Annotated in this window: 25 protein-coding genes, 1 pseudogene and 1 other annotated feature; of the genes and pseudogenes, 1 reads left to right on the top strand and 25 read right to left on the bottom strand. The window is 41.1% G+C overall.

Annotated features, from left to right (window positions below; translation table 11 throughout):
- Nucleotides 1–17: 17 nt before the first annotated feature.
- The 14 genes from QM865_RS00510 to ybeY all read right to left on the bottom strand — a co-directional run bounded on the left by QM865_RS00510 (nt 18) and on the right by ybeY (nt 10,397).
- Complete coding sequence (locus QM865_RS00510) at nt 18–971, bottom strand: competence protein CoiA (RefSeq protein WP_414305777.1); 954 nt, start codon at nt 969–971, stop codon at nt 18–20.
- A gap of 77 nt (nt 972–1,048) precedes the next feature.
- Nucleotides 1,049–1,426 (bottom strand): type II toxin-antitoxin system HicB family antitoxin, encoded by a 378-nt coding sequence (locus QM865_RS00505; RefSeq protein ID WP_033688727.1) that lies wholly within the window; start codon nt 1,424–1,426, stop codon nt 1,049–1,051.
- Between the two features lie 27 nt (nt 1,427–1,453).
- A complete protein-coding gene (locus QM865_RS00500; protein WP_101782206.1) occupies nt 1,454–1,642 on the bottom strand; it encodes a type II toxin-antitoxin system HicA family toxin in 189 nt (62 codons plus the stop codon).
- Between the two features lie 119 nt (nt 1,643–1,761).
- Nucleotides 1,762–2,622, bottom strand: coding sequence for an SAM-dependent methyltransferase TehB (gene tehB, locus QM865_RS00495; RefSeq protein ID WP_371509540.1), 861 nt, complete (start codon nt 2,620–2,622; stop codon nt 1,762–1,764).
- A 14-nt stretch (nt 2,623–2,636) separates the two neighbouring features.
- Complete coding sequence (gene smpB, locus QM865_RS00490; RefSeq protein WP_001051750.1) at nt 2,637–3,104, bottom strand: SsrA-binding protein SmpB; 468 nt, start codon at nt 3,102–3,104, stop codon at nt 2,637–2,639.
- Nucleotides 3,067–5,421: a ribonuclease R gene (gene rnr, locus QM865_RS00485; RefSeq protein WP_414305776.1), complete on the bottom strand. Its 2,355-nt coding sequence runs from the start codon at nt 5,419–5,421 to the stop codon at nt 3,067–3,069. Before rnr ends, smpB begins: the two co-directional genes overlap by 38 nt.
- 100 nt (nt 5,422–5,521) lie before the next feature.
- Nucleotides 5,522–5,755: a preprotein translocase subunit SecG gene (secG, locus tag QM865_RS00480; RefSeq protein ID WP_000282517.1), complete on the bottom strand. Its 234-nt coding sequence runs from the start codon at nt 5,753–5,755 to the stop codon at nt 5,522–5,524.
- A 39-nt stretch (nt 5,756–5,794) separates the two neighbouring features.
- Entirely contained in the window at nt 5,795–5,944 is a 150-nt protein-coding gene (rpmG, locus tag QM865_RS00475; protein WP_001809104.1) for a 50S ribosomal protein L33, read from the bottom strand.
- A complete protein-coding gene (locus QM865_RS00470; protein WP_414305775.1) occupies nt 5,944–7,143 on the bottom strand; it encodes a multidrug efflux MFS transporter in 1,200 nt (399 codons plus the stop codon). Before QM865_RS00470 ends, rpmG begins: the two co-directional genes overlap by 1 nt.
- Nucleotides 7,130–7,735 carry a dephospho-CoA kinase gene (gene coaE, locus QM865_RS00465; RefSeq protein WP_414305774.1) on the bottom strand — a complete coding sequence of 202 codons (606 nt, stop codon included), beginning with the start codon at nt 7,733–7,735 and terminating at the stop codon, nt 7,130–7,132. Before coaE ends, QM865_RS00470 begins: the two co-directional genes overlap by 14 nt.
- A complete protein-coding gene (gene mutM / locus QM865_RS00460) occupies nt 7,735–8,559 on the bottom strand; it encodes a DNA-formamidopyrimidine glycosylase (RefSeq protein ID WP_414305773.1) in 825 nt (274 codons plus the stop codon). Before mutM ends, coaE begins: the two co-directional genes overlap by 1 nt.
- Before the next feature lie 48 nt (nt 8,560–8,607).
- On the bottom strand, nt 8,608–9,507 hold the full coding sequence (gene era, locus QM865_RS00455) for a GTPase Era (RefSeq protein WP_414305772.1): 900 nt from the start codon (nt 9,505–9,507) through the stop codon (nt 8,608–8,610).
- 16 nt (nt 9,508–9,523) lie between these two features.
- Nucleotides 9,524–9,919, bottom strand: coding sequence for a diacylglycerol kinase family protein (locus tag QM865_RS00450; RefSeq protein ID WP_000378165.1), 396 nt, complete (start codon nt 9,917–9,919; stop codon nt 9,524–9,526).
- Nucleotides 9,900–10,397, bottom strand: coding sequence for an rRNA maturation RNase YbeY (gene ybeY / locus QM865_RS00445; RefSeq protein WP_050155180.1), 498 nt, complete (start codon nt 10,395–10,397; stop codon nt 9,900–9,902). Before ybeY ends, QM865_RS00450 begins: the two co-directional genes overlap by 20 nt.
- Before the next feature lie 104 nt (nt 10,398–10,501).
- On the opposite strand from ybeY, the gene pavA reads away from it, so the two are divergent.
- Nucleotides 10,502–12,157 (top strand): Rqc2 family fibronectin-binding protein PavA, encoded by a 1,656-nt coding sequence (gene pavA, locus QM865_RS00440; RefSeq protein WP_414305771.1) that lies wholly within the window; start codon nt 10,502–10,504, stop codon nt 12,155–12,157.
- 257 nt (nt 12,158–12,414) lie between these two features.
- On the opposite strand, the pseudogene QM865_RS00435 reads toward pavA, so the two are convergent.
- The 11 genes and pseudogenes from QM865_RS00435 to QM865_RS00385 form a co-directional block, all read right to left on the bottom strand.
- Nucleotides 12,415–14,127 (bottom strand): annotated as a pseudogene (locus tag QM865_RS00435) (glucosaminidase domain-containing protein).
- A gap of 97 nt (nt 14,128–14,224) precedes the next feature.
- The gene (locus tag QM865_RS00430; protein WP_414305770.1) at nt 14,225–15,211 is read right to left on the bottom strand and encodes a dihydroorotate dehydrogenase; all 987 of its coding nucleotides are present in this window, start codon (nt 15,209–15,211) and stop codon (nt 14,225–14,227) included.
- Nucleotides 15,174–15,974, bottom strand: coding sequence for a dihydroorotate dehydrogenase electron transfer subunit (locus tag QM865_RS00425; RefSeq protein WP_414305769.1), 801 nt, complete (start codon nt 15,972–15,974; stop codon nt 15,174–15,176). Before QM865_RS00425 ends, QM865_RS00430 begins: the two co-directional genes overlap by 38 nt.
- A gap of 248 nt (nt 15,975–16,222) precedes the next feature.
- Nucleotides 16,223–16,603: a VOC family protein gene (locus QM865_RS00420; protein ID WP_000157153.1), complete on the bottom strand. Its 381-nt coding sequence runs from the start codon at nt 16,601–16,603 to the stop codon at nt 16,223–16,225.
- 58 nt (nt 16,604–16,661) lie between these two features.
- Nucleotides 16,662–17,021 (bottom strand): 50S ribosomal protein L20, encoded by a 360-nt coding sequence (gene rplT, locus QM865_RS00415; protein WP_000124836.1) that lies wholly within the window; start codon nt 17,019–17,021, stop codon nt 16,662–16,664.
- 51 nt (nt 17,022–17,072) lie between these two features.
- The gene (gene rpmI / locus QM865_RS00410; RefSeq protein WP_001125943.1) at nt 17,073–17,273 is read right to left on the bottom strand and encodes a 50S ribosomal protein L35; all 201 of its coding nucleotides are present in this window, start codon (nt 17,271–17,273) and stop codon (nt 17,073–17,075) included.
- A gap of 32 nt (nt 17,274–17,305) precedes the next feature.
- Nucleotides 17,306–17,836 (bottom strand): translation initiation factor IF-3, encoded by a 531-nt coding sequence (infC, locus tag QM865_RS00405; protein WP_000848180.1) that lies wholly within the window; start codon nt 17,834–17,836, stop codon nt 17,306–17,308.
- A 15-nt stretch (nt 17,837–17,851) separates the two neighbouring features.
- Nucleotides 17,852–17,983: a sequence feature (ribosomal protein L20 leader region), on the bottom strand.
- Between the two features lie 160 nt (nt 17,984–18,143).
- Nucleotides 18,144–19,328, bottom strand: a complete 1,185-nt coding sequence (locus QM865_RS00400) for a hypothetical protein (protein WP_414305768.1) — start codon at nt 19,326–19,328, stop codon at nt 18,144–18,146.
- Between the two features lie 3 nt (nt 19,329–19,331).
- Nucleotides 19,332–19,919 (bottom strand): ATP-binding cassette domain-containing protein, encoded by a 588-nt coding sequence (locus QM865_RS00395; protein ID WP_049532900.1) that lies wholly within the window; start codon nt 19,917–19,919, stop codon nt 19,332–19,334.
- 387 nt (nt 19,920–20,306) lie between these two features.
- Nucleotides 20,307–22,547 (bottom strand): DNA internalization-related competence protein ComEC/Rec2, encoded by a 2,241-nt coding sequence (locus QM865_RS00390; RefSeq protein WP_414305767.1) that lies wholly within the window; start codon nt 22,545–22,547, stop codon nt 20,307–20,309.
- Nucleotides 22,531–23,178, bottom strand: coding sequence for a helix-hairpin-helix domain-containing protein (locus QM865_RS00385; protein ID WP_414305766.1), 648 nt, complete (start codon nt 23,176–23,178; stop codon nt 22,531–22,533). Before QM865_RS00385 ends, QM865_RS00390 begins: the two co-directional genes overlap by 17 nt.
- Between the last annotated feature and the right edge of the window lie 62 nt (nt 23,179–23,240).

Genomic DNA, 23,240 nt, shown 5'->3' with positions numbered 1-23,240 from the left:
AGATTCCTCCATCCTTTCTATTCTACCATATTTTTCAAGAAATATTGCTGATAAAAGGCTGGTGGATAAAGCTTTTGCCAATCATTTTGAGGATTTTCTTGGTAATAGGTGTAAAAGTGCTGATAATAGCTATTCAAGTCTTGTTCAATCTGGAAAAATTTGCCCACTAGTGGTCTAATTTGGGGATACCATGCTTTTAGCTCATAAGTCAGGATATTCTCTCCCTTTTGATAGGCTTCTGCTTGTTCTTTCATCCAAAAAGGATTTTGATAATACAATTGTTGCCGGATATAGCGACAAATGTCCTTATCTTGAAAAACTGTAAAATGAGATATTTTTTGTTTCTTATAGGGAAGACGTAATATCTCCAGTAGACTATCTTGATCATAGGGAAATTCCTTAATCTGATAATGGAGTTTACCTCGGAGATCATGGTGGATGAGATATTTCAGCCTTAAAACCTGTTTTTTCTTGTCTACTTCCCAAACATAAAAGCCCATATTTTGACTGAAATAAAGAAAACCTTGTTGCAGACGAGTCAAACGATCCTTGAGCCAAAGTTTTTCCCCCAGCAACCACAGTACTTGGTAACCCTGACTACGATAGCCCTCACTACGCTCTTTAAGAACTTTTTGAGGCAAGGGACTACATTGAACCTCTAAAGCTAGATTACCATTTACAAATACATCCGCAATCTGTTTAAGCTCTGGAAGCGGGTATTCTAATTGCACCTCTGCCTCTTTTTTCAACCAGTGATAAAGGGATTCTTTATTTGCCAGGTGTTCTGTGCTTTCATTTTCAGAGGAAAAATCACAGTCTTTTAAGGTTTTATGGGCAAAATGGGTCCGTACACTTGCTCCTTGTCGCAAACGGAGTTGACCTCCACAAGCTGGGCAAGTGTAGGCTTGCTTCTCAAGCTTATCCTCTAACACATTTACCAATTCTCCTCTAGCATCTCTTGCAACAAACATGATTTCCCTCCTTTTCTATATTATTCGAAAAAAAGAAAAAAGATCAGGAAATTCCCAATCTTCATCACTCTATAATTTTAGAGTTGCAAGCGACTTTCAAGAGCTTGTGTCAACACTTCAGAATAGTTCACTTTCTCACGATCTGCAAGTCTGACTAGCCACTCTGGAACCGTAACATTTTTTCGAATCGCTTTATTATTCTTTACAAAAGGCAAGGGATTGACCTGAATCAAAGTCACAAATCCATCGGGAGCCTTCAACTCAGCAATATCACTAGGAGTAGGCAAAGCCAGTCCTTCATCAATATAAGAAGCTAAAACACTCTCAAGCATTTCCCGAGCATTTTTCATTGCAAGTTCAATCGTTGCTCCCTCTGTCCCACCTCCAAATTCAGGAAATTCAACCCAGTATCCAGTGCCTTCTCTATGAAAAATAGCAGGATAAGATTTTAGCATAATACACCTCCACAATTTCCAAATCAACTATAATCCCAAATCTTTTAATATTTTTCTCTCTAGACCTTTTCCTAAATCCTCATTACCGTGAACTGGAATAGTGACAAGATAGGAGACCCCTTCTTTCTTAAAATGATGATGACTTCCTCTCTTACGAACTTCAATCCATCCATTTGCAAGAGCTAATTTTACCATTTCCTTACCTGTTATTGGCATTTATGGTCACCTTTCTAGCTAAAATTATACTTATAATGCGTATTTTTGTCAATCCTTCTATCTTATCTATTCGTAAAAAAAGAAAAAAGATCAGGAAATTCCCCAACCTTCATTCATGTTTATTTGATTTTCTTAGCTAGCATGGTCGCAAAGCGTAGTTGAATACGATTGCCATTCTCATCACGACGGTGCAAATGACCTGGATTTTCATTGTACTTGACCAACTCCCAATCCTTGTAGTAGTCTGCCAATTCTCCCTCTTTAAATGTGAATGGGAAGTTAACCGAGCAAGGATAATCCTCCGTGTCCATGGCACAAACGATAAGATTATAACCACCGACCGTGGTATGCTCCTGCATATTTTTGATAATTGCAGGAATGCGATCCGCTTGTAGAAACATGAGAACAACAGTTGATACGATAAAATCATAGTCTTGCCCGATGCTAGCTGAATTGATATCGTAAAGACCAACAGGCATGTCCAAATCTTCCTGCTCCACAATGCTTTGCAAGATTTCAAGAGCCAGTTCATTTTGATCTACAGCCGTCACATCAAAACCTTGCTGGACTAAAAATAGGGAATTACGCCCCTGACCACAGCCTAAATCCAAGGCTTTACCCGGTTTCACTGTTTGCATAGCTTCCAGAACTTCTGAATGAACAGGATTGGTATTGTATTTCTTAGGGAAATAGTCCTCAGGTTTACAATAAAATTCCAAGTACCATTCTACATCATCTGTGGCAGCCTCCACTCGGTGCCAGGCTTGCGGTTGCGCCATTGGATTGTCTGCTCCTGCTTCAAAGAGATGTTCAGCTAGAACTTCTCCTTCTTCGGTCAATTCAATAAACTTGAGAGCTCCTTTTACAACTGTGATCTTACCCCAAGTTCCGACCTTGGTATTGTGCTTTTGCTGAACCGCCTCTGGCATAGTCTCTTTAGTCCACAGTGGCATGCGTTTGTAGGTAACTAGTTTTTCCATTTTCATTCCTCTTTTTATCGCTGGTTGACAGCTTTCATAACACGCGCGATGTCGCGATTTTGCTCCCGTCGCTTGATAGACTCCCGTTTGTCATAGTCATGCTTCCCTTTAGCTAGGCCTAAAAGGAGCTTGGCATAACCATCTTTAATATAGACCTTAAGGGGAACCAGCGTCATTCCTGTCCCTTTGGTCTCTTGTTCCAATTTTTGGATTTGCTTCTTATGGAGCAGGAGTTTGCGGCGACGTTCTGGTTCTTGGTTCCAAATATTGCCCTCCTCGTAAGGTGCGATATGAACATTGCTCAGCCAAACTTCCCCATTTTTTACTTGGGCAAAGCCGTCCTTGAGATTGATTCGAGCAGCTCGCACACTCTTGATTTCAGTTCCAGTCAGGACCATTCCTGCCTCTAGCGTATCTACGATTGTATAGTCGTGGCGCGCCTTTTTATTTTGTGCGACGACCTTTCCCTCGCCCTTTGCCATGCTTGGCTCCTTTCTTAGCTACTTCCTTGTAAAAAGGTTTCTTTCCTTTTTTCTTCTTATCTTTTGACGAATGCTTGCGCTTATCATTTGAGCGACCTGATTTTCTCTTGTCTTCCTTCTTATCTGAACGACGACTTGAACCACGCCCTCTGTCACTGCGATTAGACTGTTTCAAGCCTTTTTCAATCACATCAAATTCACTTGGAATGTAAGAGAAGTCAATTTCGCCCGTCATCTTGTCCGCTCTTTCAACCCGAATGCGAATCTGCTGACCTACACGGAAGGTTGTTCCTGATTTCTCCCCACGAAGGGTCAAATCACGTTCATTAAAATGATAAAATTCCGATAGATTTGTGATGTGAATCAAGCCTTCGACTGTATTTGGCAATTCAACAAAGAGACCGAATTTAACGATACTTGATACAACTGCATCATACTCTTCACCCACGTATTCTTCCATATACTCAGCCTTCTTCATGGCTTCGACTTCACGCTCGGCCTCGATAGCACGACGCTCACGATTGGAAGACTGGGTCGCAATCTCTGGAATCACTTGCTCAAAATGCTCTGCTATTTCCTTAGAACGCCCATAGTCCCGAATCATGCGGTGAACAAGAAGGTCTGGATAACGACGAATCGGACTGGTAAAGTGAGTGTAATAGTCAGCTGCTAATCCATAGTGGCCGTGATTGTGCTCCGAATAGCGGGCCTGTTGCATGGAGCGAAGAAGCATCATAGACAATACATCCGCATAAGGTTCTCCCTCAACAGTACGCATGATGTCTTGGAGAGCCTCCTGGCTAATCTCACTGGCAGTCCCATAAATGCGCAAGCCAAAACTCGAAGCATAATCAATAAACTTCTGAACTTTTTCAGCCTTAGGCTCCTCATGGATACGATAAATGAAAGGTAGATCCAGCTTGCTAAAATGCTCGGCAACTGTTTCATTGGCCATCAACATGAAGGACTCAATCATACGCTCGGCAATGCCACGCTGACGAAGAACGATATCAACAGGCTTACCCTGTTTATCCACTAAAATCTTCGCTTCATTGGTATCAAAATTGAGGGCTCCACGTTTCACACGCATGTTTTCTAAAGTTTCATGGAGCTTAGCCATAAGTTCGATACTTGGAACAATTTTCTTATATTCTTGTCTCTTCTCCTCGTCGCCAGCTAGGATATCATTGACATCACTATAGGTCATACGGAAGCTTGTCTTGATAACCGTTTGTGTAATAGTGTAATTAACCACACGACCATGTTTATCAATCTCCATGATGGCTGACTGAGTTAGACGGTCAACTTGAGGATTGAGGGAGCAGATGCCATTTGACAAACGCTCTGGAAGCATTGGCACCACGCGGTCTGTCACGTAAACAGAAGTCGCACGGTTAAGGGCTTCCTTGTCAAGGGCAGAACCCTCGGTCACATAATAGGAAACATCTGCGATGTGAACCCCAAGCTCCAGATTGCCATTTTTCAGAGCCTTGATATGCACTGCATCGTCCAAGTCCTTGGCATCCGCACCGTCAATGGTAAAGGTAATCTCATCTCTCAAGTCCAGACGGCCTTCCATATCCTTTTGAGACAGAGCATCAGGCACACTTTCCGCTTCCTTAAGAACAGCCTCTGGAAACTCGGATACAATGTCCATAGACTCCAAAACCTCAAGGACATCAATCCCAACATCCGTTGAATGCCCCACCACATCGAGGACGCTAGCAACAAAGAAATCATGTTTCTTACTTGGGTATTTATCGATAAATACCTTGAGAACTTCTGTTCCCTCCAGTTTAAGAGCTGGTTTCTTCACATAAATCGGTTGGCTGATTTTCTGATTTTTCGAACGGATGTAGCCAGCATACTTAGGCTTTTCCTGATCTAGAACGATTTGGCCGACAACAGTTGTCAGGCTGTGTTCTAAGATATCAATGATTTTTGCTTCTGCTGCTGTTCCCTTATTGCGGTCAGCGACTTTCTTGATGACGACCTCAACGGTATCACCATCAATAGCATAGTTGACATCGTTTTTCCCTACAAAAAGGTCATCCTCCTCGCCTTCCAGGCTGACAAAGCCAAAGCCATTTTTATGGGCATGAAAAATCCCCTTGAGAGTAATCTCATGTTTTTTCTTGACTTCCAAGGTCAGACTTCCATCTTCTTCAAAGCGAATCTGGTGTTTTCTTTCCATTAGGGACAAGGTTTTTATCAGCTCACGAAAATCCTTGGAACCGTCTTTTCCCAAATCCTGAGCCAAGTCATTGACAGTCACCTTTCCCTTATCTTGCAAATATTCTTTTATTCTATCTTTCATAATTTCTTTCTAGATTTTTTATTTTCTTTTACTGTAAAACCTTCTCAAATATCATTTAAAAATAAAAAGAGGCAAAGACCTAGTCCTGCCCATTATTTTCTTATCTACTTGATAATACCGTCAATGCTAAGGCAATGGCTAGCCAGAAAAAGACTAAAATCCCTGTCAAACGCTGCATTACAGCTTCAAAACCGCGTGCTTTACTGCGTTCAAACAAATCACCTGAGCTGGCATCAAATACATTGCTGGATTGGTTTTTGGTTGGTTGCATGAAAATCGCAATCACAATCACAACAGATAATACTAATAAAATGGTTAATAATAGGTTATACATATCAAACTCCTTAAAATCCCTATTATTTTACCATAAAATCTACTTAGATTCAAGATGTAGGGTTACTTTTCTTTCCTTGGGACAATACTTTAAAACCTCAATCTTGTCTGGATGAGTTTTTGAATTTTTACTGGTTAGGTAATTGATACTGCCACAAGAGGAGCATTTGAGATTAATTTTTACTCGCACTAGATTTCCTTTACTTTTAATAATGTTCGAAATTGAAGCAGATTAAAGAGACAACTAAAGGCAACACAAAGGCTTGTCGCATAGAAGACAGCATGGTAGCCAAATTGACCTGCTACTGCAGAACCTGCCATGGGCCCAACGACACCTCCCAGATAAAAGAATACCTGATTGAAGGCAAAGACCCTTGAAATACCGGCTTTGGGAGTCATCTTGCTGAGAAGGGCATTGACTCCAGGAATCAAGGCACCGGTTCCCAAGCCAAAGAGGAATCGATAGAGTCCTAGTTGAAGCGGGCTAGAGGCATTGGCACAGAGGAGATAGATGATAACTGAATAAAACTGGGCTACAACCAAGAGGCGATGGTTGCCCACCTTGTCACCTAGCTTTCCCATGACTCCTGCACTCATCATACTGGAAAAGCCCATACTGGATACAATCAAACCAGATACAAAAAGAAGATTCTCTGTCTGGCCTAAGTCGCGTACATACAGAGCTAAGATAGGGCCAATCGATTGGGCTGAAAATTGGATGACAAAACTGGTCAGAAAGAGGTTGACCAAGAGATAGGGATATTTAACTGATGTAAATAATTCCTTTGTTGGGATGGCCTTTTCCTTGGCTACTGGTTGAAAATCTTCCTTGATAAAGCAAATAGTCAAAACAGCAGCTAAGAATAGAAAACTACCAACCAGTAAGAAAACAGTACGAATGCCAAATAATTCTGCGATAAATCCCCCGATAAAGGGACCAGTTAGAGTACCTGCAACTACGCCTGTAGACAAAGTACCTAAGGCAGTTCCTGATTTCTCCTTGGGAACCTGACTGGCTATCAGGGCCGTTGCATTGGGAACAAAACCAGCAAATACACCGTTTAGTAAACGAAGAAAGATTAACCAATAGATATTTGGGACAAAGGCCAAGCCTCCCATAGTGATAGTCATGGCCAGGCCAGCCCGAATCATCATGGGTTTTCGACCGTATTTATCAGCAAGGATGCCCCAGATAGGAGAGAAAAGCGCCGCAGAAATAGCAGAGACAGAAATAGCTAAGCCTGCATAAAAAGCAACTTGCTCTCCCCCTACACCCAGACTTTCCACAAAGATGGGCATAAAAGGCACAACCAAAGAAATACTGGCTCCTGTCAGAAAATTACCAAACCAGGCAATGTGCAGATTATCCTTCCAGTTAATCTCTGTCATCTTGCTTACCTCCCTCAAGCAGGGAGAACACCTGAGTAAGAAGCTGGTTCTGATTGCCATTGTTGTCTAGAACATGGCTAGCCAAACCTTTCTTTTTTTCTAAAGACCACTGGGCTGCCAGACGAGACTCAGCTTCATCCTTGGATAGCTGATCCCTTTTCATTAGCCGTTCTACTTGGACATCTCGATTCACATAGACCAACCAAGTCTCATCAAACCAAGCGCTGTAGTCCTGCTCAAAAAGCAGGGGAATATCCATGAAAAAAATCTCTCCTGTCTGAGCCAACTGGTCTCTCAAAGTAGCCAACTCTTCACGAATAATCTCCCCTTGAGTTATCCTAGACCATTCCCGTTCATCAGGATTTGAAAAGATGAGACTAGCTAGGAGAGGGCGATTAAGTGCTCCGTTTTCAAGGATTATTTTTTGACCAAAATGCTGGACTAGAGCCTCAAATAGACGACCACCAGGTTTCTGTAACTGGTGGACAACTGCGTCAGCATCAACCACTTGAAAACCTTGCTTTCTTAGAAAATTTGTCACGGTTGACTTACCAGAGGCAATTCCTCCTGTGATTCCAATGATTTTTCCCATCAGCTCCTCCTTTGGCACTGAGGACAAAAGTGAGTTCCTCGTCCGCCCAGTTGGATTTTCTCAATGATGGTACCACAGCGTACACATTCTTGACCAGCCTTGTCATAGACCTGATGAAAATCCTGCATGGTTCCATCTTCCCCAAAGGCATTGGTATAGGTCCGAATGGTGGAACCACCTTTTTCAACAGCCTGGCCCAAAACAGCAATGGTCTGGTCATGAATGGCTGACGCTTCTTCTGCTGTCAAAGTGTGGGAAGGTCTAGCTGGATGAACCTGAGCTCGCCAGAGGACTTCATCCACATAAATATTGCCAAGGCCAGCAACCAAGGTCTGGTCTAAAAGGTGGGATTTGATAGGCTTTTTGGACTTGGCTAAGGCAGTTTGAAAGACCTGCAAATCAAAATCCTGCTCCCTTGGTTCAGGCCCTAGTTTCTTAGAAATAAAGTAGGGTTCCAAAAGGTCAGGCGCCAAGAGTTCCATAGTACCAAACTTGCGTACATCCTCATAAACAAGAGTTCCACCGTCCTCAAACTGGAAGAAAACATGGGCATGTTTGCGTTCAGGAACCTGGTCCGGATAATAAAAATACTTGCCCTCCATGCGCAAATGGGAAATCAAGACCTTGTCTGTCAAGTAAAAAAGCAAGTATTTTCCACGCCGTCCCATTGACTCAATAATCTGACCAGGCACTTCCTTTTGAAACTCGTCCAAATCCGTCTTAATCATCTTGGGATAACGAATTTCTACACTCGAAATCTTCTTACCCAGAATCAGTTTTTCTAAACCACGACGAACGGTTTCAACCTCAGGTAATTCAGGCATAAGTCCTCCTTCTGTAAAAACAAGAAGCAGGCATGAGCCCACCTCTACTTAGTATTCTTTTTCATTATAGCCAAAGTCAGCCAAATCTAGCTTTTTATCACGCCAGTTTTTCTTGACCTTGACCCAAGTTTCTAGGAAAACCTTGTCTCCTAGCATGAGTTCAATATCACGACGAGCCATGCTACCAATTTTCTTAAGCATAGCGCCACCTTTACCGATGATAATCCCTTTCTGACTATCGCGCTCCACCATGATGGTTGCACGAATGTGAACCTTGTCTGTCTCTTCGTCACGTTTCATAGAGTCAACCACAACGGCAACTGAGTGAGGAATTTCTTCACGAGTTAGGTGCAAGACTTTCTCGCGAACCATTTCTGAAACTAAGAATCGTTCTGGATGGTCTGTGATTTGATCAGACGGGAAATACTGGAAACCTTCGTCCAGATTTTCACTCAAAATATCAACTAAACGTGAGACATTATTTCCCTGAAGGGCTGAGATAGGAACAATTTCTTTGAAGTCCATCTGATTACGGAAATCATCAATCTGAGACAAGAGCTGGTCTGGATGGACCTTATCAATCTTGTTTACCACCAGAATCACAGGAACCTTGGCAGCCTTGAGACGCTCGATAATCATGTCGTCGCCCTTACCACGTGGCTCATCAGCAGGCACCATAAAAAGAACAGTATCCACTTCGCGAAGGGTACTGTAGGCAGACTCAACCATGAAATCTCCAAGGGCCGTTTTAGGCTTGTGAATCCCTGGTGTGTCGATAAAGACGATTTGTTCCTTATCAGTCGTGTAAATTCCCATGATTTTGTTGCGCGTTGTTTGCGCCTTGTCACTCATGATGGCAATCTTTTGCCCCATAACGTGATTTAAAAAAGTTGACTTCCCAACATTGGGACGTCCTAAAATGGCTACAAAGCCTGATTTAAAAGTCATAATTTCCTCTTACTGTTTAAAATATTAAATCCCAGATTCGTGGGAGAAAAATCAATGCGCCTGTTAAGGCTGCGAAAAGAGAGACCACTAATACCGCGCCAGCCGCCATATCCTTGGCATTTTTAGCCAGCATGGAAAAGTGATAGTGACTGGCCAAATCTACCACATTTTCAATAGCAGAGTTGATAATTTCAAAAGCTACTACCAAGAAAATGCTCAATAGGAGAAAGAGCCATTCGATTCGTGACACCTGAAAAACAAAACCTGCAAGAATGACTACAAGAGCCGTCACTGCATGTTTTCGCATATTGCGTTCTTCCTTTATGGCAGTAAAAATTCCTGTGAGAGCAAATTCTAAACTGGATATCAGGTCACGATTTTTCCATTTTCGTTTATTGTCTTGTGAGTCCATAGGCTGTCAAAATTTCTTCTTGTAAACCGAACATCTCCGCTTCTTCTTCCGGAGTGTAGTGATCATATCCATTGATATGTAAAAAGCCGTGTACTGCCAAGAAGCCCATCTCACGCTCAAAGCTGTGGCCATATTCCTCAGCCTGCTCATGAGCCTTATCGATAGAGATGAACAGTTCCCCAATATAGGCATCAAACTCAGACATCATCTCTGCCAATTCTGGATTTTCAAGTAAATCCTCTTCGTCAAAGGCAATTTCCAACTCTGGCTTGTATTCAAGGCTGATGACATCTGTCGGACGGTCTGTGTCACGGTACTCAAGATTGAGTTCATGACTACGTTCATTGGTCACAAAGGTAACTGCAATCTCCTTGTCTTCTTTGCCTAATTTTTGGGCTGCAAATTCCAAAATTTCTTGGGTTTGTTGCAACATTTCTTTTGAAACTTGACCAGTTTCATCTACCATTTCAATATACATGTGCTTCTCGTTTCTCTTTACTTGGCTTTATTATACCACATTTCCATGATTTTATTCTACCTTTTTGATATAATACTATGGAATACAATCACAAGGAGAGAACGATGTCATTTGACGGATTTTTTTTACACCACATGGTTGAGGAATTGCGAAGAGAGTTAGTGAACGGTCGCATCCAGAAAATCAATCAGCCTTTTGAACAAGAGTTGATCTTGCAAATCCGCAGCAATCGCCAAAGTCATCGCCTGCTCCTTTCAGCCCATCCAGTTTTTGGACGCATTCAGCTGACCCAAACGACTTTTGAAAATCCAGCCCAACCTTCTACCTTTATCATGGTTTTGAGAAAGTATTTGCAGGGCGCCCTGATTGAGTCGATTGAGCAAGTGGAAAATGACCGTATTGTGGAAATGACAGTTTCCAATAAAAACGAGATTGGAGACCATATCCAGGCTACCTTGATTATCGAAATTATGGGGAAACACAGTAATATTCTACTGGTTGATAAAAGCAGTCATAAAATCCTCGAAGTTATCAAACATGTTGGCTTTTCACAAAATAGTTACCGCACCTTGCTTCCTGGGTCGACCTACATCGCTCCGCCAAGTACGGAATCTCTCAATCCTTTTACAATCAAGGACGAGAAACTCTTTGAAATCCTGCAAACACAGGAAACGACAGCTAAAAATCTTCAAAGCCTCTTTCAAGGTCTGGGACGTGATACGGCAAATGAATTGGAAAGCATACTGGTTAGTGATAAACTATCTACTTTCCGTAACTTTTTCAATCAAGAAACCAAACCATGCTTGACTGAGACTTCCTTCAGTCCAGTTCCTTTTGCAAATCAGGTGGGAGATCCTTTTGCCAGTCTTTCTGATTTGCTGGACACTTACTATAAGGATAAGGCTGAGCGTGACCGCGTCAAACAGCAAGCCAGTGAACTCATTCGTCGTGTTGAAAATGAACTTCAGAAAAACCGCCACAAACTCAAAAAACAAGAAAGAGAGTTACTGGCGACAGACAATGCTGAAGAATTTCGTCAAAAAGGAGAATTGTTGACAACCTTCCTCCACCAAGTGCCTAACGACCAAGACCAGGTTATCCTAGACAACTACTACACCAACCAACCTATCACGATTGCACTTGATAAGGCTCTGACTCCCAACCAGAATGCCCAACGCTATTTTAAACGGTATCAAAAACTCAAAGAAGCTGTCAAATACTTAACTGATTTGATTGAAGAAACCAAGGCAACCATTCTCTATCTGGAAAGTGTGGAGACCGTCCTCAACCAAGCTGGACTGGAAGAAATCGCTGAAATCCGTGAAGAATTGATTCAAACAGGTTTTATCCGCAGAAGACAACGGGAGAAAATCCAGAAACGCAAAAAACCAGAACAATATCTGGCCAGCGATGGCAAAACCATCATCTATGTCGGCCGAAACAACCTACAAAACGAGGAGCTAACCTTTAAAATGGCCCGCAAGGAGGAACTTTGGTTCCATGCCAAGGACATTCCTGGAAGCCATGTTGTCATCTCAGGAAATCTTGACCCATCTGATGAAGTCAAGACAGACGCAGCAGAGTTAGCTGCCTACTTCTCTCAAGGTCGCCTGTCAAATCTGGTGCAGGTAGATATGATTGAAGTCAAGAAACTCAACAAACCAACTGGCGGAAAACCAGGCTTTGTCACTTACACAGGACAAAAGACCCTCCGTGTCACACCAGACCCAGAAAAAATCGCATCCATGAAAAAATCCTGATTTTACTTAAAATCAGGATTTTTAACTTACTATTCACTCAGATCATATTCATACTCAATGAAAATCAGAGAGCAAACTAGAAAGCTAGCCGCAGGCTGCTCAAAGCACTGCTTTGAGGTTGTAGATAAGACTGACAAAGTCAGCTCAAAACACTGTTTTGAAGTTGCAGATAGAACTGACAAAGTCAGTAACCATATATAATCCAAGTCGACGCTGACGTAGTTTGAAGAGATTTTCGAAGAGTATCAATTATAGGACTAATCTTTGCCCCCTAATTTCTCGTTGATTTTCATCATCACACTAGCAATTTTTTCGCCCCAATAAGGGTCTGAGGCATATTCCACATTCATACCAGACGCCTTGTTTCCAAGGAAAGTTCTGCCCCTATCGATATAATTTTCCTTAATCCACTTGGTTGCACCTAAAATTCCCTTATCCACATCATCAAATGTTTTAGCAGAAAGGTAAGGTGTCGTATCATAGGCTGTAATGCCAAAGAAATTGTTCTTATCTTTGGCAATCTTGCTACGTCCCCAGTCGCTTTCTAAGGCGCTATGAGCAAGGAGGTAAAGTGCATTGATATGGTAATGTTCTTCGGCTTCCTTAAAGGTAGCTCCCTTATTTTCCAAGAGACTGTTATCAATATTTAACAAACTAAATACCTTATCCAAGTCTTCAGCACTGTAGTTTGTAGCTTCTGTCAAGTCTTTGAAAAGGAAGGGATTTTCAAGGTTAAAACCATAAAAATGCAGTCCATCTGCCGAATAATATTTCTTACCTACTTCCATATCAGAAAGATGAGAAGATACTGGAATGCTAGCATTCTGAGCTACATAGTGATAAAAACGGTGTCCATCACTCTCATAATAAGGGATAAAATCCTTGCTAGCATCTAGTGCTTGTAAATCTTCTGTTTTCATATAGCCTGACAAACCAGAAATAGTAATAGCCAAGCGCTTGTCATCACTTTTTCTATCCTTATCTAGCCAAACAACACTACCTTGCGATATATAGGAGAGCTTTTCACCATCTGCATTATAAATATTTGCTGTGACAGGCACTACTTGATAATAAGCAGCATTTTCGTTTGTTGCTTTTTCTACAAGCCACTTTCCATCGCTTCCTAGCTGATGACCATCAATAGTCTCGTTTTTTGCCATGTAACCGCCAGATTTGAAATAATATCAGGCTTGACTTTTAGCATCGTATAACCATTCTTTCTCAGCCATTTTGCCATCAGATTTTAGATAAAACCATGACTCCTTATCCAAAATCCATTCATTGGCTGCCATAGAGCCACCAGATTTTAGATAATAATAGTGAGCATTTTCGAAAATCCATTCTTTATCAGCATGATTTCCATTTTCTTTGATATAAAACCAAGATTGGTATTGTTTGTCATAAAGCCAACCTTGCTGGACTTTTGCCCCACTAGCATTCACATAAGCCTGCTCAATCCACTGACTAGTCAGCAAATAACCACCAGATTTGAAATAATAATCCTTGCCCTTAATTTGGAGCCATTCTTTCTCTGCGTGTTGTCCATCTGCTTTGATATAAAACCAAGCGTCATATTGAGAATCAAATACCCAGTCTTCTATTACTTTGGCACCTGATGAACCGACATAGGAAGTACCTACCCAAGCATTTCTTTTCATCTTTCCATTTTGATCAAGATAATAGAGGGCTCCCTTGTCTTCTACCCATTCTGACTTGGCCATATAGCCACCAGATTTGAGGTAAAAATAGTCGTCACCTTGTTTCAGCCATTCATTTTCAGAATAGTTGGCATCTTCTTTTATATAAAACCAAGATTGATAGTGAGCATCAAAAACCCACTCATTCGCTGCTAGACTGCCATCTGCTTTCAGATATTGTTTTCCTTGCCAAGTACCATCGCTTGCCATTGCACCTTCTGGTCTGGCTAAGAAAAATAACAGGGCTAAAAAAATAAGTCTCAATTTCTTCATAAACTTTTTTCCTCTGTTCTTTCCATTTTATTGTATCAAAATTCTCTATAATCAATATTACAAACTGATGAAAAATCAAGAACAGATTGATTGCAGTTTACTTCAAAGACTCTTTTACTTCCTTGCGGAGATTTTCCAGACTACTAATGCCGTATTTATCCATAACCTTTGGTAAATTTTCAATGATATCATGACAGGCATATGGATTGGTAAAGTTGGCTGTTCCAACTCCGATGGCAGAGGCTCCAGCCAGATACATTTCTAGGGCAGCTTCTGCCGAATCTACTCCCCCCATTCCAATGATGGGCAGATCTGTTGTTTGGGCAACTTGGCGGATGAGTTTGAGGGCTACTGGAAAGACTGCTGGACCAGACATTCCACCTGTTCCATTGGCCAAGATTGGTTTTCTGGTTTTGAGGTCAAAACGCATTCCAACCAGAGTATTAATCATAGTCAAGCCACTTGCTCCTGCATCCTCTGCTGCCTTTGCGACAGTAACGATATCGGTCACACTAGGAGTTAGTTTGACATAAACTGGTACATCAGAGGCTTCCACAGCTGCTTTCACCACATCATAAGCTAGATCTGGATCTTGACCAATCAAGAGTCCATGATTACAGTGATCTACGTTGGGACAAGAAATATTGAGCTCAATAGCCTTTACATTGGCTGCCTTAGAAATACCATGAGAAACAGCTGCATACTCTTGTTTTGAAAAACCAGCCACATTGGCAATAATAGGAAGATTTGGATATTCTCTTTCCAGCCACGGTAGCTTTTCAGCCAAAACAACCTCTAAACCAGGATTTTGCAAGCCGATTGCATTGAGCATGCCAGCAGGTGTCTCAGCAACTCTGGGAGTTGGATTGCCAAAGCGTGGTTCAAGGGTTGTCGCCTTGATCATAATAGAACCTAAAAGGTCTAAATCATAGTACTTGGCATACTCTTGTCCAAAACCAAAACAGCCTGATGCTGGAATAATCGGATTTTTCAAATCCAAGCCTGGTAGAGAAACTTGTAAACGATTTGTAGTCATGATTTTCTCCTTACAATACAACTGTTCCTGTGCGGAAAACAGGGCCATCTTCACAGACGCGTTGACTAACCGTCTCGCTTTCTGGCACTTTTAGGACGCAGGCATAGCAAGCCCCCATACCACAAGCCATACGAGATTCCAAAGATAGATAGGCTCTTGGGTGGTCATAAAAGGTTTGATTGATATACTTCATCATTCCAGGCGCCCCACATGAGTAAACAGCATCAAATTGATTGTCTAAATCCTTAATGACAACGGAAACATTTCCCTTGATACCATAAGAACCATCATCTGTCGTTACAAAGACTTGACCATATTGAGCTAATTCTTTTTCAAGGATAACAGCATCCTTATTAGCAAAACCGAGAACTATCACTACTTTCACACCACGCGCATGCAATTCCTTGGCAACCTCAAGCAAGGGCGGAACACCAATCCCCCCACCAACAAGGAGAACCTGGCTCTGCTCATCTAGGTCAGACAAGTCAAAACCATTCCCCTGAGGACCCATCACATCAAGAATATCTCCCTGACTTAAGGTTGAGAAAATAGCTGTCCCAGCTCCCTCAATCCGATAAATGAGATGACACTGTTTCTTAACCTTATCGATAGACGAAATTGAAATAGGGCGACGCAAGAGATGGGCGTCATCAGGCACACGCAGATGAAGAAATTGGCCTGCTCGCATAGCTTCAACCATTTCCCCTTCTAGAACTAATTCAAAGATTGCTGGCGCGATTTCCTCCTGTGCTACCACCTTCATGGTTTCCAAACGAATGGCACCCAAACGTTTCTTACATGTGGGATTCATGACTTTTCCTCCTTAAATTTTAAGGGGACCAGATAAAGAAAAGACCTTGCGATTGCAAGGCCTCAGTTAAAATCGTACAACAGAAGAGAGCACACTCAAAAAGTCTCCTCTAGAAAATTGCACTATTCTTTTATCTGACACCTTGTGAGTCTCTCTGGACTCCCCTTAAAGGTTAAATTTTTACTAGTATACTCTTTCAGATAAAAAAAGTCAAGTAGAAAACGAACATTCTACTTGACTTCACGAGATTATTTTTCACGAATGACTTCGACCTTGTAGCCATCAGGGTCTTTGACAAAGTAATAGTTTGGTGCAGTTCCTGGTAGACCATTTGGCTCAGTCACTTCATAGCCTTTGGCACTGTGCTCTTGATGAAGAGCTTCAAGATCAGGTGTACTGAGGGCGATATGGGCAAACCCATCTCCAACCACATACGGACCGTGATCGTAGTTATAAGTCAACTCCAACTCATAGTCATCGCCCTCAAGACCTAGATAGACAATCGTGAAGGCATGATCTGGAAAATCTCTGCGACGCAATTCTTTAAATCCAAAAGCATCTTGATAAAATGCAATTGATTTTTCAAGATTTTCTACTCGCAAGCAAGTATGTAGCATTTTTGAAGCCATATTTTTCTCCTTTATTTTTAAAAAGACTGGGACAATCCTGTTCCAGTCTTATCAGTTATTATTTACCAAGTTTTGCTTTAGCTGCATCTGCAAGAGCTGTGAAAGCTACTGCATCGTTAACAGCCAAGTCAGCAAGCATTTTACGGTTCACTTCGATCTCAGCCAATTTCAAACCATGCATCAATTGTGAGTATGAAAGTCCGTTCATACGAGCTGCCGCGTTGATACGAGTGATCCACAATTTGCGGAAGTCACGTTTTTTCTGACGACGGTCACGGTATGCATAGTAGTAAGAGTTCATTACTTGTTCTTTTGCAGTACGGAACAAGATGTGTTTAGCTCCATAGTAACCTTTTGCTAATTTAAGAATACGTTTACGACGTTTGCGTGATACAACGCCACCTTTAACACGTGCCATGTTTTATTTCCTCCAAATATTTCCTAGAATTGTTTACTTACAGTCAAACTATTATTTCAAGCGAGTAAGCATTGCTTTGATACGTTTGTAATCTCCTGAATGCACCATAGATGCTTTACGAAGATGACGACGTTGTTTCTTAGTTTTTCCGTGGAAACGGTGAGAAGTGTAAGCACGGAAACGTTTAAGTCCACCAGAACCTGTACGTTTGAAACGTTTAGCTGATGCGCGGTGTGTTTTTTGTTTTGGCATGATTTTTTCTCCTTTATTTAACTTTCTGACAATTATTTTTTGTCAGTCGCTGGCGCCAATTGCATGAACATTTGACGTCCATCCATTTTAGCACGTTGTTCGATGATGGCAATATCTTGAGTTGCTTCAGCAAACTCGGCTAAAACTTTTGCACCAATCTCTTTATGGGTAATCATACGACCCTTAAAGCGAATAGATACCTTAACTTTATTTCCTTTTTCAAGGAATTTGCGTGCATTGCGAAGTTTTGTATCAAAGTCACCCTTGTCAATAGTTGGACTTAGACGAACTTCTTTCACAGTAACAACACTTTGTTTTTTACGTTGTTCTTTTTGCTTCTTCTGGTACTCAAATTTGAACTTACCGTAGTCCATAATTTTTGCAACAGGCGGTTTGGCTTGGGGTTGAATCAATACTAGGTCAACATTAGCGTTATCAGCCAAAGCTTGCGCTTCACTGAGTGGCTTGATGCCTAGCTGTTCTCCTTCAAGACCAATCAAGCGAACTTCACGTACACGAATCTCATCATTGATGAATAAGTCTTGCTTTGCTATGGTTTTCACCTCTTTTGTTTTATTAGAGAAAAACAATAGCGGACTCGTAAATATACAAGCCCGCACGTTATGATAGCGTTTCTTAGAAACTTTTCATCCGTAGGGCCAGGCAACTTAATGTCACAAGGCGAGAAGCTCTCACTTCTGCTTTTCTCAACTTTTATATGATACCAAGTTTTCTAGCTCTTGTCAAGATAAAAAGTTATTTTTTTGAAAAGTTTCTGTTTGTATTTTGCCTTGATTTCCTAATCAAAAAGAGAGAATCAAGTTGATTCCCTCTCTATGTTAGTTTTTACTTATTTTCCCTATAGGAAAGCTAGGATCTATTAAAAAATTCTTTTTTCTGTGAACTTCCCCATCTTTCAATAAATAGAATCCCCACTAGCAAAAAGATAATCAGGCAAGGAAGTAAGACCATCCCCATGCTCCAATTTAGATTGACATTATCAATCAGCTTAGGTAATCTTCCAGATAAAATCTCCACTGAACGTAAGTAAGTAAAAGGAATCAGATGTGCAATCCTTTGAAGAGGCTGAATTGTTTGGATGCCAAACAATAAGCCAACAATCCCAATGAGTGACAGAAAGAGGACAGGCATTTTTTGCTTGAAAAAGTAAGTAATCAAATACACAACTTCCACAATGACGATAAAGGCTAAGAAAGCTAAGAACAAGCCAGGAAATAACACATCTTGTATCTTTCCAATAGTTACCTCTTGATTCACTAAGCTATAAATAGGGTAGGGATAATCTAACTGTCCAAAACCACTTATCAGACTTCCCACTAGAAAAGAAAATCCGCTGATTCCGATAAACAGCACAGTTACATAGCCCACTCCAACTCCAAGGGAGGACATGGCAAATGCCACTTTTGAAAAAGGATATAACTGAGCTGTGTCCAGATGATTTTGATATCTTTCTGCAAATAGTTGCGTTAGCATAAAAATAATAGCAATCACAAACAAGGTTGGGATGATAGCCTCTAAAATCCAGATAATCTGATCAATCCCGTGGGTCGGAAACTCCAAAGTATGTGCTTTTATGTTCAAGGGATACAGGGCTTGGTAAATCTTTCGTTGGCGGTCAACCGCCATTTTAAAGTCAGAGCTAATAGTCGGGTTATTTGATATCATTTCATAATTCTTCTCTTCATCTTGCCACTGCAAATAGTAGGCTTCTTTCCATCGCCCTTCTTTTAATAAAGTCAGAATTTCTGTCTTTTGAGTCGAAAGATTTTTTTGCCCGTCTAAAGTATTTTTAGCAATCTGGTATTCCTCCGAGCTGGTATCAGATATTTGGGAGAGTTTCTCTTCATATTCATTGATGATTCTCTCATCTTTTACAAGACTGGTTTCCAACTCGCTCTCCAAGCTGTGTGAGTTTGCAGTCCGACTATTTAAATAAAAGGTAACACCGAGTCCAGATACAAATAAAGCTAAGATAATCCAGTTTAAGCGACTTTTGAAAACTTTTTTCAATAAAAATAGACTAACATCTTTCATAAACTAAACCTCTTCTATTTGCCCCTGATGAATGGTTACTACTCTATCGCAGACATCAAGCAACTCTTCCTTATAGTGGGAACTTAAAAGAACCAGCTGTTCTTGTCTATCGATTTGTGCCAGCCTATCAAAAAACTTCTGTCGATAATACTCATCTAAGCCATTTGTAATCTCATCCATAAGCCAGCATTTCGCCTGACTGAGGAAATACATGGCAATCACTAAGCGTTGCTTCATGCCTAAGGAATACTTGCGAATGGGAAGACTGATATAGTCAGACATTTCCCAATAGGCAATTTCATCCCTCAAGTTCAGACCTGACTTCCAGATGTTTTTGATAAGACGAAGGTAGTCCATCCCACTTAAGTTTCCATCCAGCCATTCAATACTCTCATAATAAAATAAAGAAGGAGGGGTTGCAATATTTCCGCTACTTATAGAAATTAAATTGCTAATGGCGCGGAACAGTGTCGTCTTTCCAGAGCCATTTATAGCAAGAATACCATAAATCCTACCCTTTTCAAATGTAAAATCAACATCTTGTAAGATGACTTGTCGCGTTTTTAAGGTCACATGAGTAAGCTGCAACATATCTAGCCCTCCTTTTTGGATTAATAGCCTCCGCTGTAGTAGTTTAGTACCTCATAACAATCGTAATTCCAACCAGAACCAATTTTATATTCAGAATAGCTGTCATAACGATACCATAACAGGGGATTAATATAGTTATGTCTCTAGCAATTCACACTAGACTTATAGTAGGTATTCCGACCATACCGATAAGTTTTAAGAACTCTCACAGCAGATACACTGGACTAAAAAAGACCAATAGATCATAAACTAAGTAATTAAACGTTTTTTGCTAATTTTTAATGGTTTTATATCATCAATATTGAAGACGCTTTCATTATATCGTTTTTATCATTATTATGCAACAGATTTTTAGTTTATTTTACCAATATATAGTATTTATCCTTTCTATCGAACGCTTTCGATTTTCCAACTATTCCACCCCTTAAAACGTATAGCTCCTTGCTGGTCAGTTCGGTAAACTTTGCTATTGATAGTTTCTAGTCGTGTCAAAGTTTCCTGATGGGGTAATTTCGTTCGATTGTTCTTTCCAACTGAGATGAGAGTCATCTCTGGTTTGAGTTGTTCTAAAAAGGCTGAACTTGATGAGTTTTTAGAGCCATGTTGACTAGCTTTCAAAACATCAACTTTCAAGTCTGGATAGTGCTTCAGCAAGTCCTTCTCTCCTTTCTCCTCCAAATTCCCAGTGAAGAGGAAGTGCTTATCCAAGAGTTTTCCATAAAGAACCAGGAAATCTTCATGACCTCCATCTCCAATTTTCCTTGGAGATAGGACTTCTAACTGATTACCAAAAATTGGCAAATTCTCTCCCATTGTCACACTGCGTACTTTGGTTTGAGTCGCCTGTAGTTCTGCCACAAATTCCTTCTGTTTCAAACTGCCTTTTGATACTAAAATCTCCCCTACATGGAAAGCCTTGGTCACCTCCAACAAATCTCCAACATGCTCCTTGTCCATATTTGTCAAAATCAGCTGGTCAATCTTGGCTACTCCGCGACTTTTAAGATAGGGTATCAAGCTTCGCTGAGCATTGCTGGTCGTCGCCTTTTCTTGCCATTTTTCGATTTTCTTATCAGATTCTGCCTTGCCACCGACATCTATAAGAATAATCTTACCAGTTACATCCCGTAGGAAAATACTTTCCCCTTGCCCCACATCCAGCATGGTGATTTCATTTTCTAGTGGATACTTGGTCAGGAGAAAGAGCCCTGTAATCAATAAACTCAATACTATTAGCCTTTTAATGTTTTTCCTCAAATCATAGACTAAAGCCAAAGAAATTAATAGTAGTATCAACAGCCATGCATTGGGTTGTCCAAAGACCAGAGGTCTACTTGCCACCTGTGATACCAAGCGAATCATCCCCTCCAACCATTCAAAAATAAAATTAAGCTGAATGACTGGATAGAGAAAGGAAAGGGCAAATAAGATAGACAAGAGCGGTAAGAAGACCAAGTCAAATAGAAAGGAAAAGACAAAGGTCAAAAGGATGGACCAAGGTTGAAATTCCGCAAAATAGAAGGATAGAATGGGCAATATTCCCAAAGAAATAACCAGACTTTCTCTGGCAATAGCCTTTAGCCCATCCCCTTCTTTGCTGGTCATGGTCAAGATAAAAGCATAAGCGCAGGACAAGACTCCTCCTGCTGTCAAGAAAAAGTTTGGCTTGATAATAAAGAGGACAAGAACCGTCAAGGCAAAATTATCCAAGCCCTTAACACCATGTTGAGCCAGTAACTTTTGCAAGAGACTGCGAATAACCGATGCTGAAAATCCTGTCATCCCTGCATAGATAAGGGAAAAGGGATAAGTCAGCCATTTCAACTTTTCTTGGGTCAAGCCCAATCGCAAGAGAAGTTTCTTAAATCCGTCCATGAAAAATCCTACCTGCATACCAGACAAAGCAAAAAGGTGGATAATTCCTAAACTAGAATAAAGCTCATTCATCTCCTCAAAGTCTGTATCCAGATGTCCCAGCAAGAGACCCGTCATGTAGTTACGCATAGGGTCTGGAAAGTGTGTCTTAATCCAAACTATAGCCCTTCGACGTAAGCTGGACAGGTTTTCACCTACATTCCAACTGCCAACCCTTTGAAGTGACTGGATTTTTTTGATATTGAGAGTCTGGTAAATTCCCTGAGTCTTCAGATAGGCTTGATAGTCAAATCCACCAAAATTCCTCTGCCCTTCTGGTTCTGAAAGCTTTCCTTCTAGTTCTATCTCATGAAGGTCTGTTAAGGTTTGAAAGGCTTCTTTCTCCTCTTCGGACTGGAGTTTATAATAGACTTGAAAAATGCGGTCGTCAGCCTTGCCACGAAAGGATAGACTATCACCATTGACCTTAATAGTGTCAGGCAAAATCCGTACCCTTTCAACAGAATCCGCTAGGTTTTGACTAGCTTGACTCTGTTGCCAAGTTTGAAACAGAAACCAGAATCCAAAGACTCCACAAAACACTAGAACCTTGCCCGCAGATTTCCACGGAAATTGGATAAAGAGACAGACGAGCAGAAAAACAAAGCCCAATAAAGCAAGATAGGATGCAGAAAAAATGGCGTAGTAAAGCCAGAGCAATAGAAAACTCAGGTAAATTAGGGGAATGGAGATGTTCTTAATCCACTGTAACATAGTCTTTTAACTTTTCTATCGTTTTAGCACCAATTCCAGAGACTTTCTTGAGTTCATCAACCGATTTAAATTTCCCATTTGCCTCACGATGATCGATAATGTCCTGAGCTCGTTTTCCTCCCAGTCCCTTGACCTGCTTGAGTTCTTCCAGACTGGCCTTGTTGAGATTGACCTTCTTTTCCTTTCTAGTCGAAGAAGCTGTCCCAGAACCAGTCTTTTCACTAGCTACTTCTTCTCCCTTAGCTGGGACGTAAACCAGAGCCTCATCACTAACTTTCTGAGCTAGATTGAGCGACTTGCTGTCTGCTTGCTCTGTCAAGCCGCCAGCCTTCTGAACAGCATCATTGACTCGACTACCTACCGGCAAATCATAAATTCCTGGCGATTTAACAGCACCTTTCACATCTACTGTAATTAGATCTTGTTCAAGGGGTTCTTCCTTTTCTTCCTTCACTTCCTTTTCGGTCGATGAACCCTTGGAAACAGCTGCGACTTCTGCCTGTAAATTCGTTTCTTTTACAGGTGTTTGTGGAGTTGGCTTTAGCAAGAAAAATCCTCCTACAAGCAAGCCCAGACCAGTACAGATGACAATGATTTTATACTCTTTGATTTTCTCGATAATTGCTTCCATATTTTCTCCTCTCTTAGATTATTCGTAAGAGGAAGAAAAAACAGTTGAAAATTTCTTCTCAA

This window comes from Streptococcus mitis (assembly GCF_047462815.1).
Classification (GTDB): Bacteria; Bacillota; Bacilli; order Lactobacillales; family Streptococcaceae; genus Streptococcus; species Streptococcus mitis_DO.
This window is presented reverse-complemented; position numbering and strand designations above follow the sequence as displayed.

Coding starts and splice junctions, on each gene's coding strand:
- QM865_RS00510 (WP_414305777.1), bottom strand. CDS start 971: ATGTTTGTTGCAAGAGATGCTAGAGGAGAATTGGTAAATGTGTTAGAG.
- QM865_RS00505 (WP_033688727.1), bottom strand. CDS start 1,426: ATGCTAAAATCTTATCCTGCTATTTTTCATAGAGAAGGCACTGGATAC.
- QM865_RS00500 (WP_101782206.1), bottom strand. CDS start 1,642: ATGCCAATAACAGGTAAGGAAATGGTAAAATTAGCTCTTGCAAATGGA.
- tehB (WP_371509540.1), bottom strand. CDS start 2,622: ATGGAAAAACTAGTTACCTACAAACGCATGCCACTGTGGACTAAAGAG.
- smpB (WP_001051750.1), bottom strand. CDS start 3,104: ATGGCAAAGGGCGAGGGAAAGGTCGTCGCACAAAATAAAAAGGCGCGC.
- rnr (WP_414305776.1), bottom strand. CDS start 5,421: ATGAAAGATAGAATAAAAGAATATTTGCAAGATAAGGGAAAGGTGACT.
- secG (WP_000282517.1), bottom strand. CDS start 5,755: ATGTATAACCTATTATTAACCATTTTATTAGTATTATCTGTTGTGATT.
- QM865_RS00470 (WP_414305775.1), bottom strand. CDS start 7,143: ATGACAGAGATTAACTGGAAGGATAATCTGCACATTGCCTGGTTTGGT.
- coaE (WP_414305774.1), bottom strand. CDS start 7,735: ATGGGAAAAATCATTGGAATCACAGGAGGAATTGCCTCTGGTAAGTCA.
- mutM (WP_414305773.1), bottom strand. CDS start 8,559: ATGCCTGAATTACCTGAGGTTGAAACCGTTCGTCGTGGTTTAGAAAAA.
- era (WP_414305772.1), bottom strand. CDS start 9,507: ATGACTTTTAAATCAGGCTTTGTAGCCATTTTAGGACGTCCCAATGTT.
- QM865_RS00450 (WP_000378165.1), bottom strand. CDS start 9,919: ATGGACTCACAAGACAATAAACGAAAATGGAAAAATCGTGACCTGATA.
- ybeY (WP_050155180.1), bottom strand. CDS start 10,397: ATGTATATTGAAATGGTAGATGAAACTGGTCAAGTTTCAAAAGAAATG.
- pavA (WP_414305771.1), top strand. CDS start 10,502: ATGTCATTTGACGGATTTTTTTTACACCACATGGTTGAGGAATTGCGA.
- QM865_RS00430 (WP_414305770.1), bottom strand. CDS start 15,211: ATGGCCCTGTTTTCCGCACAGGAACAGTTGTATTGTAAGGAGAAAATC.
- QM865_RS00425 (WP_414305769.1), bottom strand. CDS start 15,974: ATGAATCCCACATGTAAGAAACGTTTGGGTGCCATTCGTTTGGAAACC.
- QM865_RS00420 (WP_000157153.1), bottom strand. CDS start 16,603: ATGGCTTCAAAAATGCTACATACTTGCTTGCGAGTAGAAAATCTTGAA.
- rplT (WP_000124836.1), bottom strand. CDS start 17,021: ATGGCACGTGTTAAAGGTGGCGTTGTATCACGCAAACGTCGTAAACGT.
- rpmI (WP_001125943.1), bottom strand. CDS start 17,273: ATGCCAAAACAAAAAACACACCGCGCATCAGCTAAACGTTTCAAACGT.
- QM865_RS00400 (WP_414305768.1), bottom strand. CDS start 19,328: ATGAAAGATGTTAGTCTATTTTTATTGAAAAAAGTTTTCAAAAGTCGC.
- QM865_RS00395 (WP_049532900.1), bottom strand. CDS start 19,919: ATGTTGCAGCTTACTCATGTGACCTTAAAAACGCGACAAGTCATCTTA.
- QM865_RS00390 (WP_414305767.1), bottom strand. CDS start 22,547: ATGTTACAGTGGATTAAGAACATCTCCATTCCCCTAATTTACCTGAGT.
- QM865_RS00385 (WP_414305766.1), bottom strand. CDS start 23,178: ATGGAAGCAATTATCGAGAAAATCAAAGAGTATAAAATCATTGTCATC.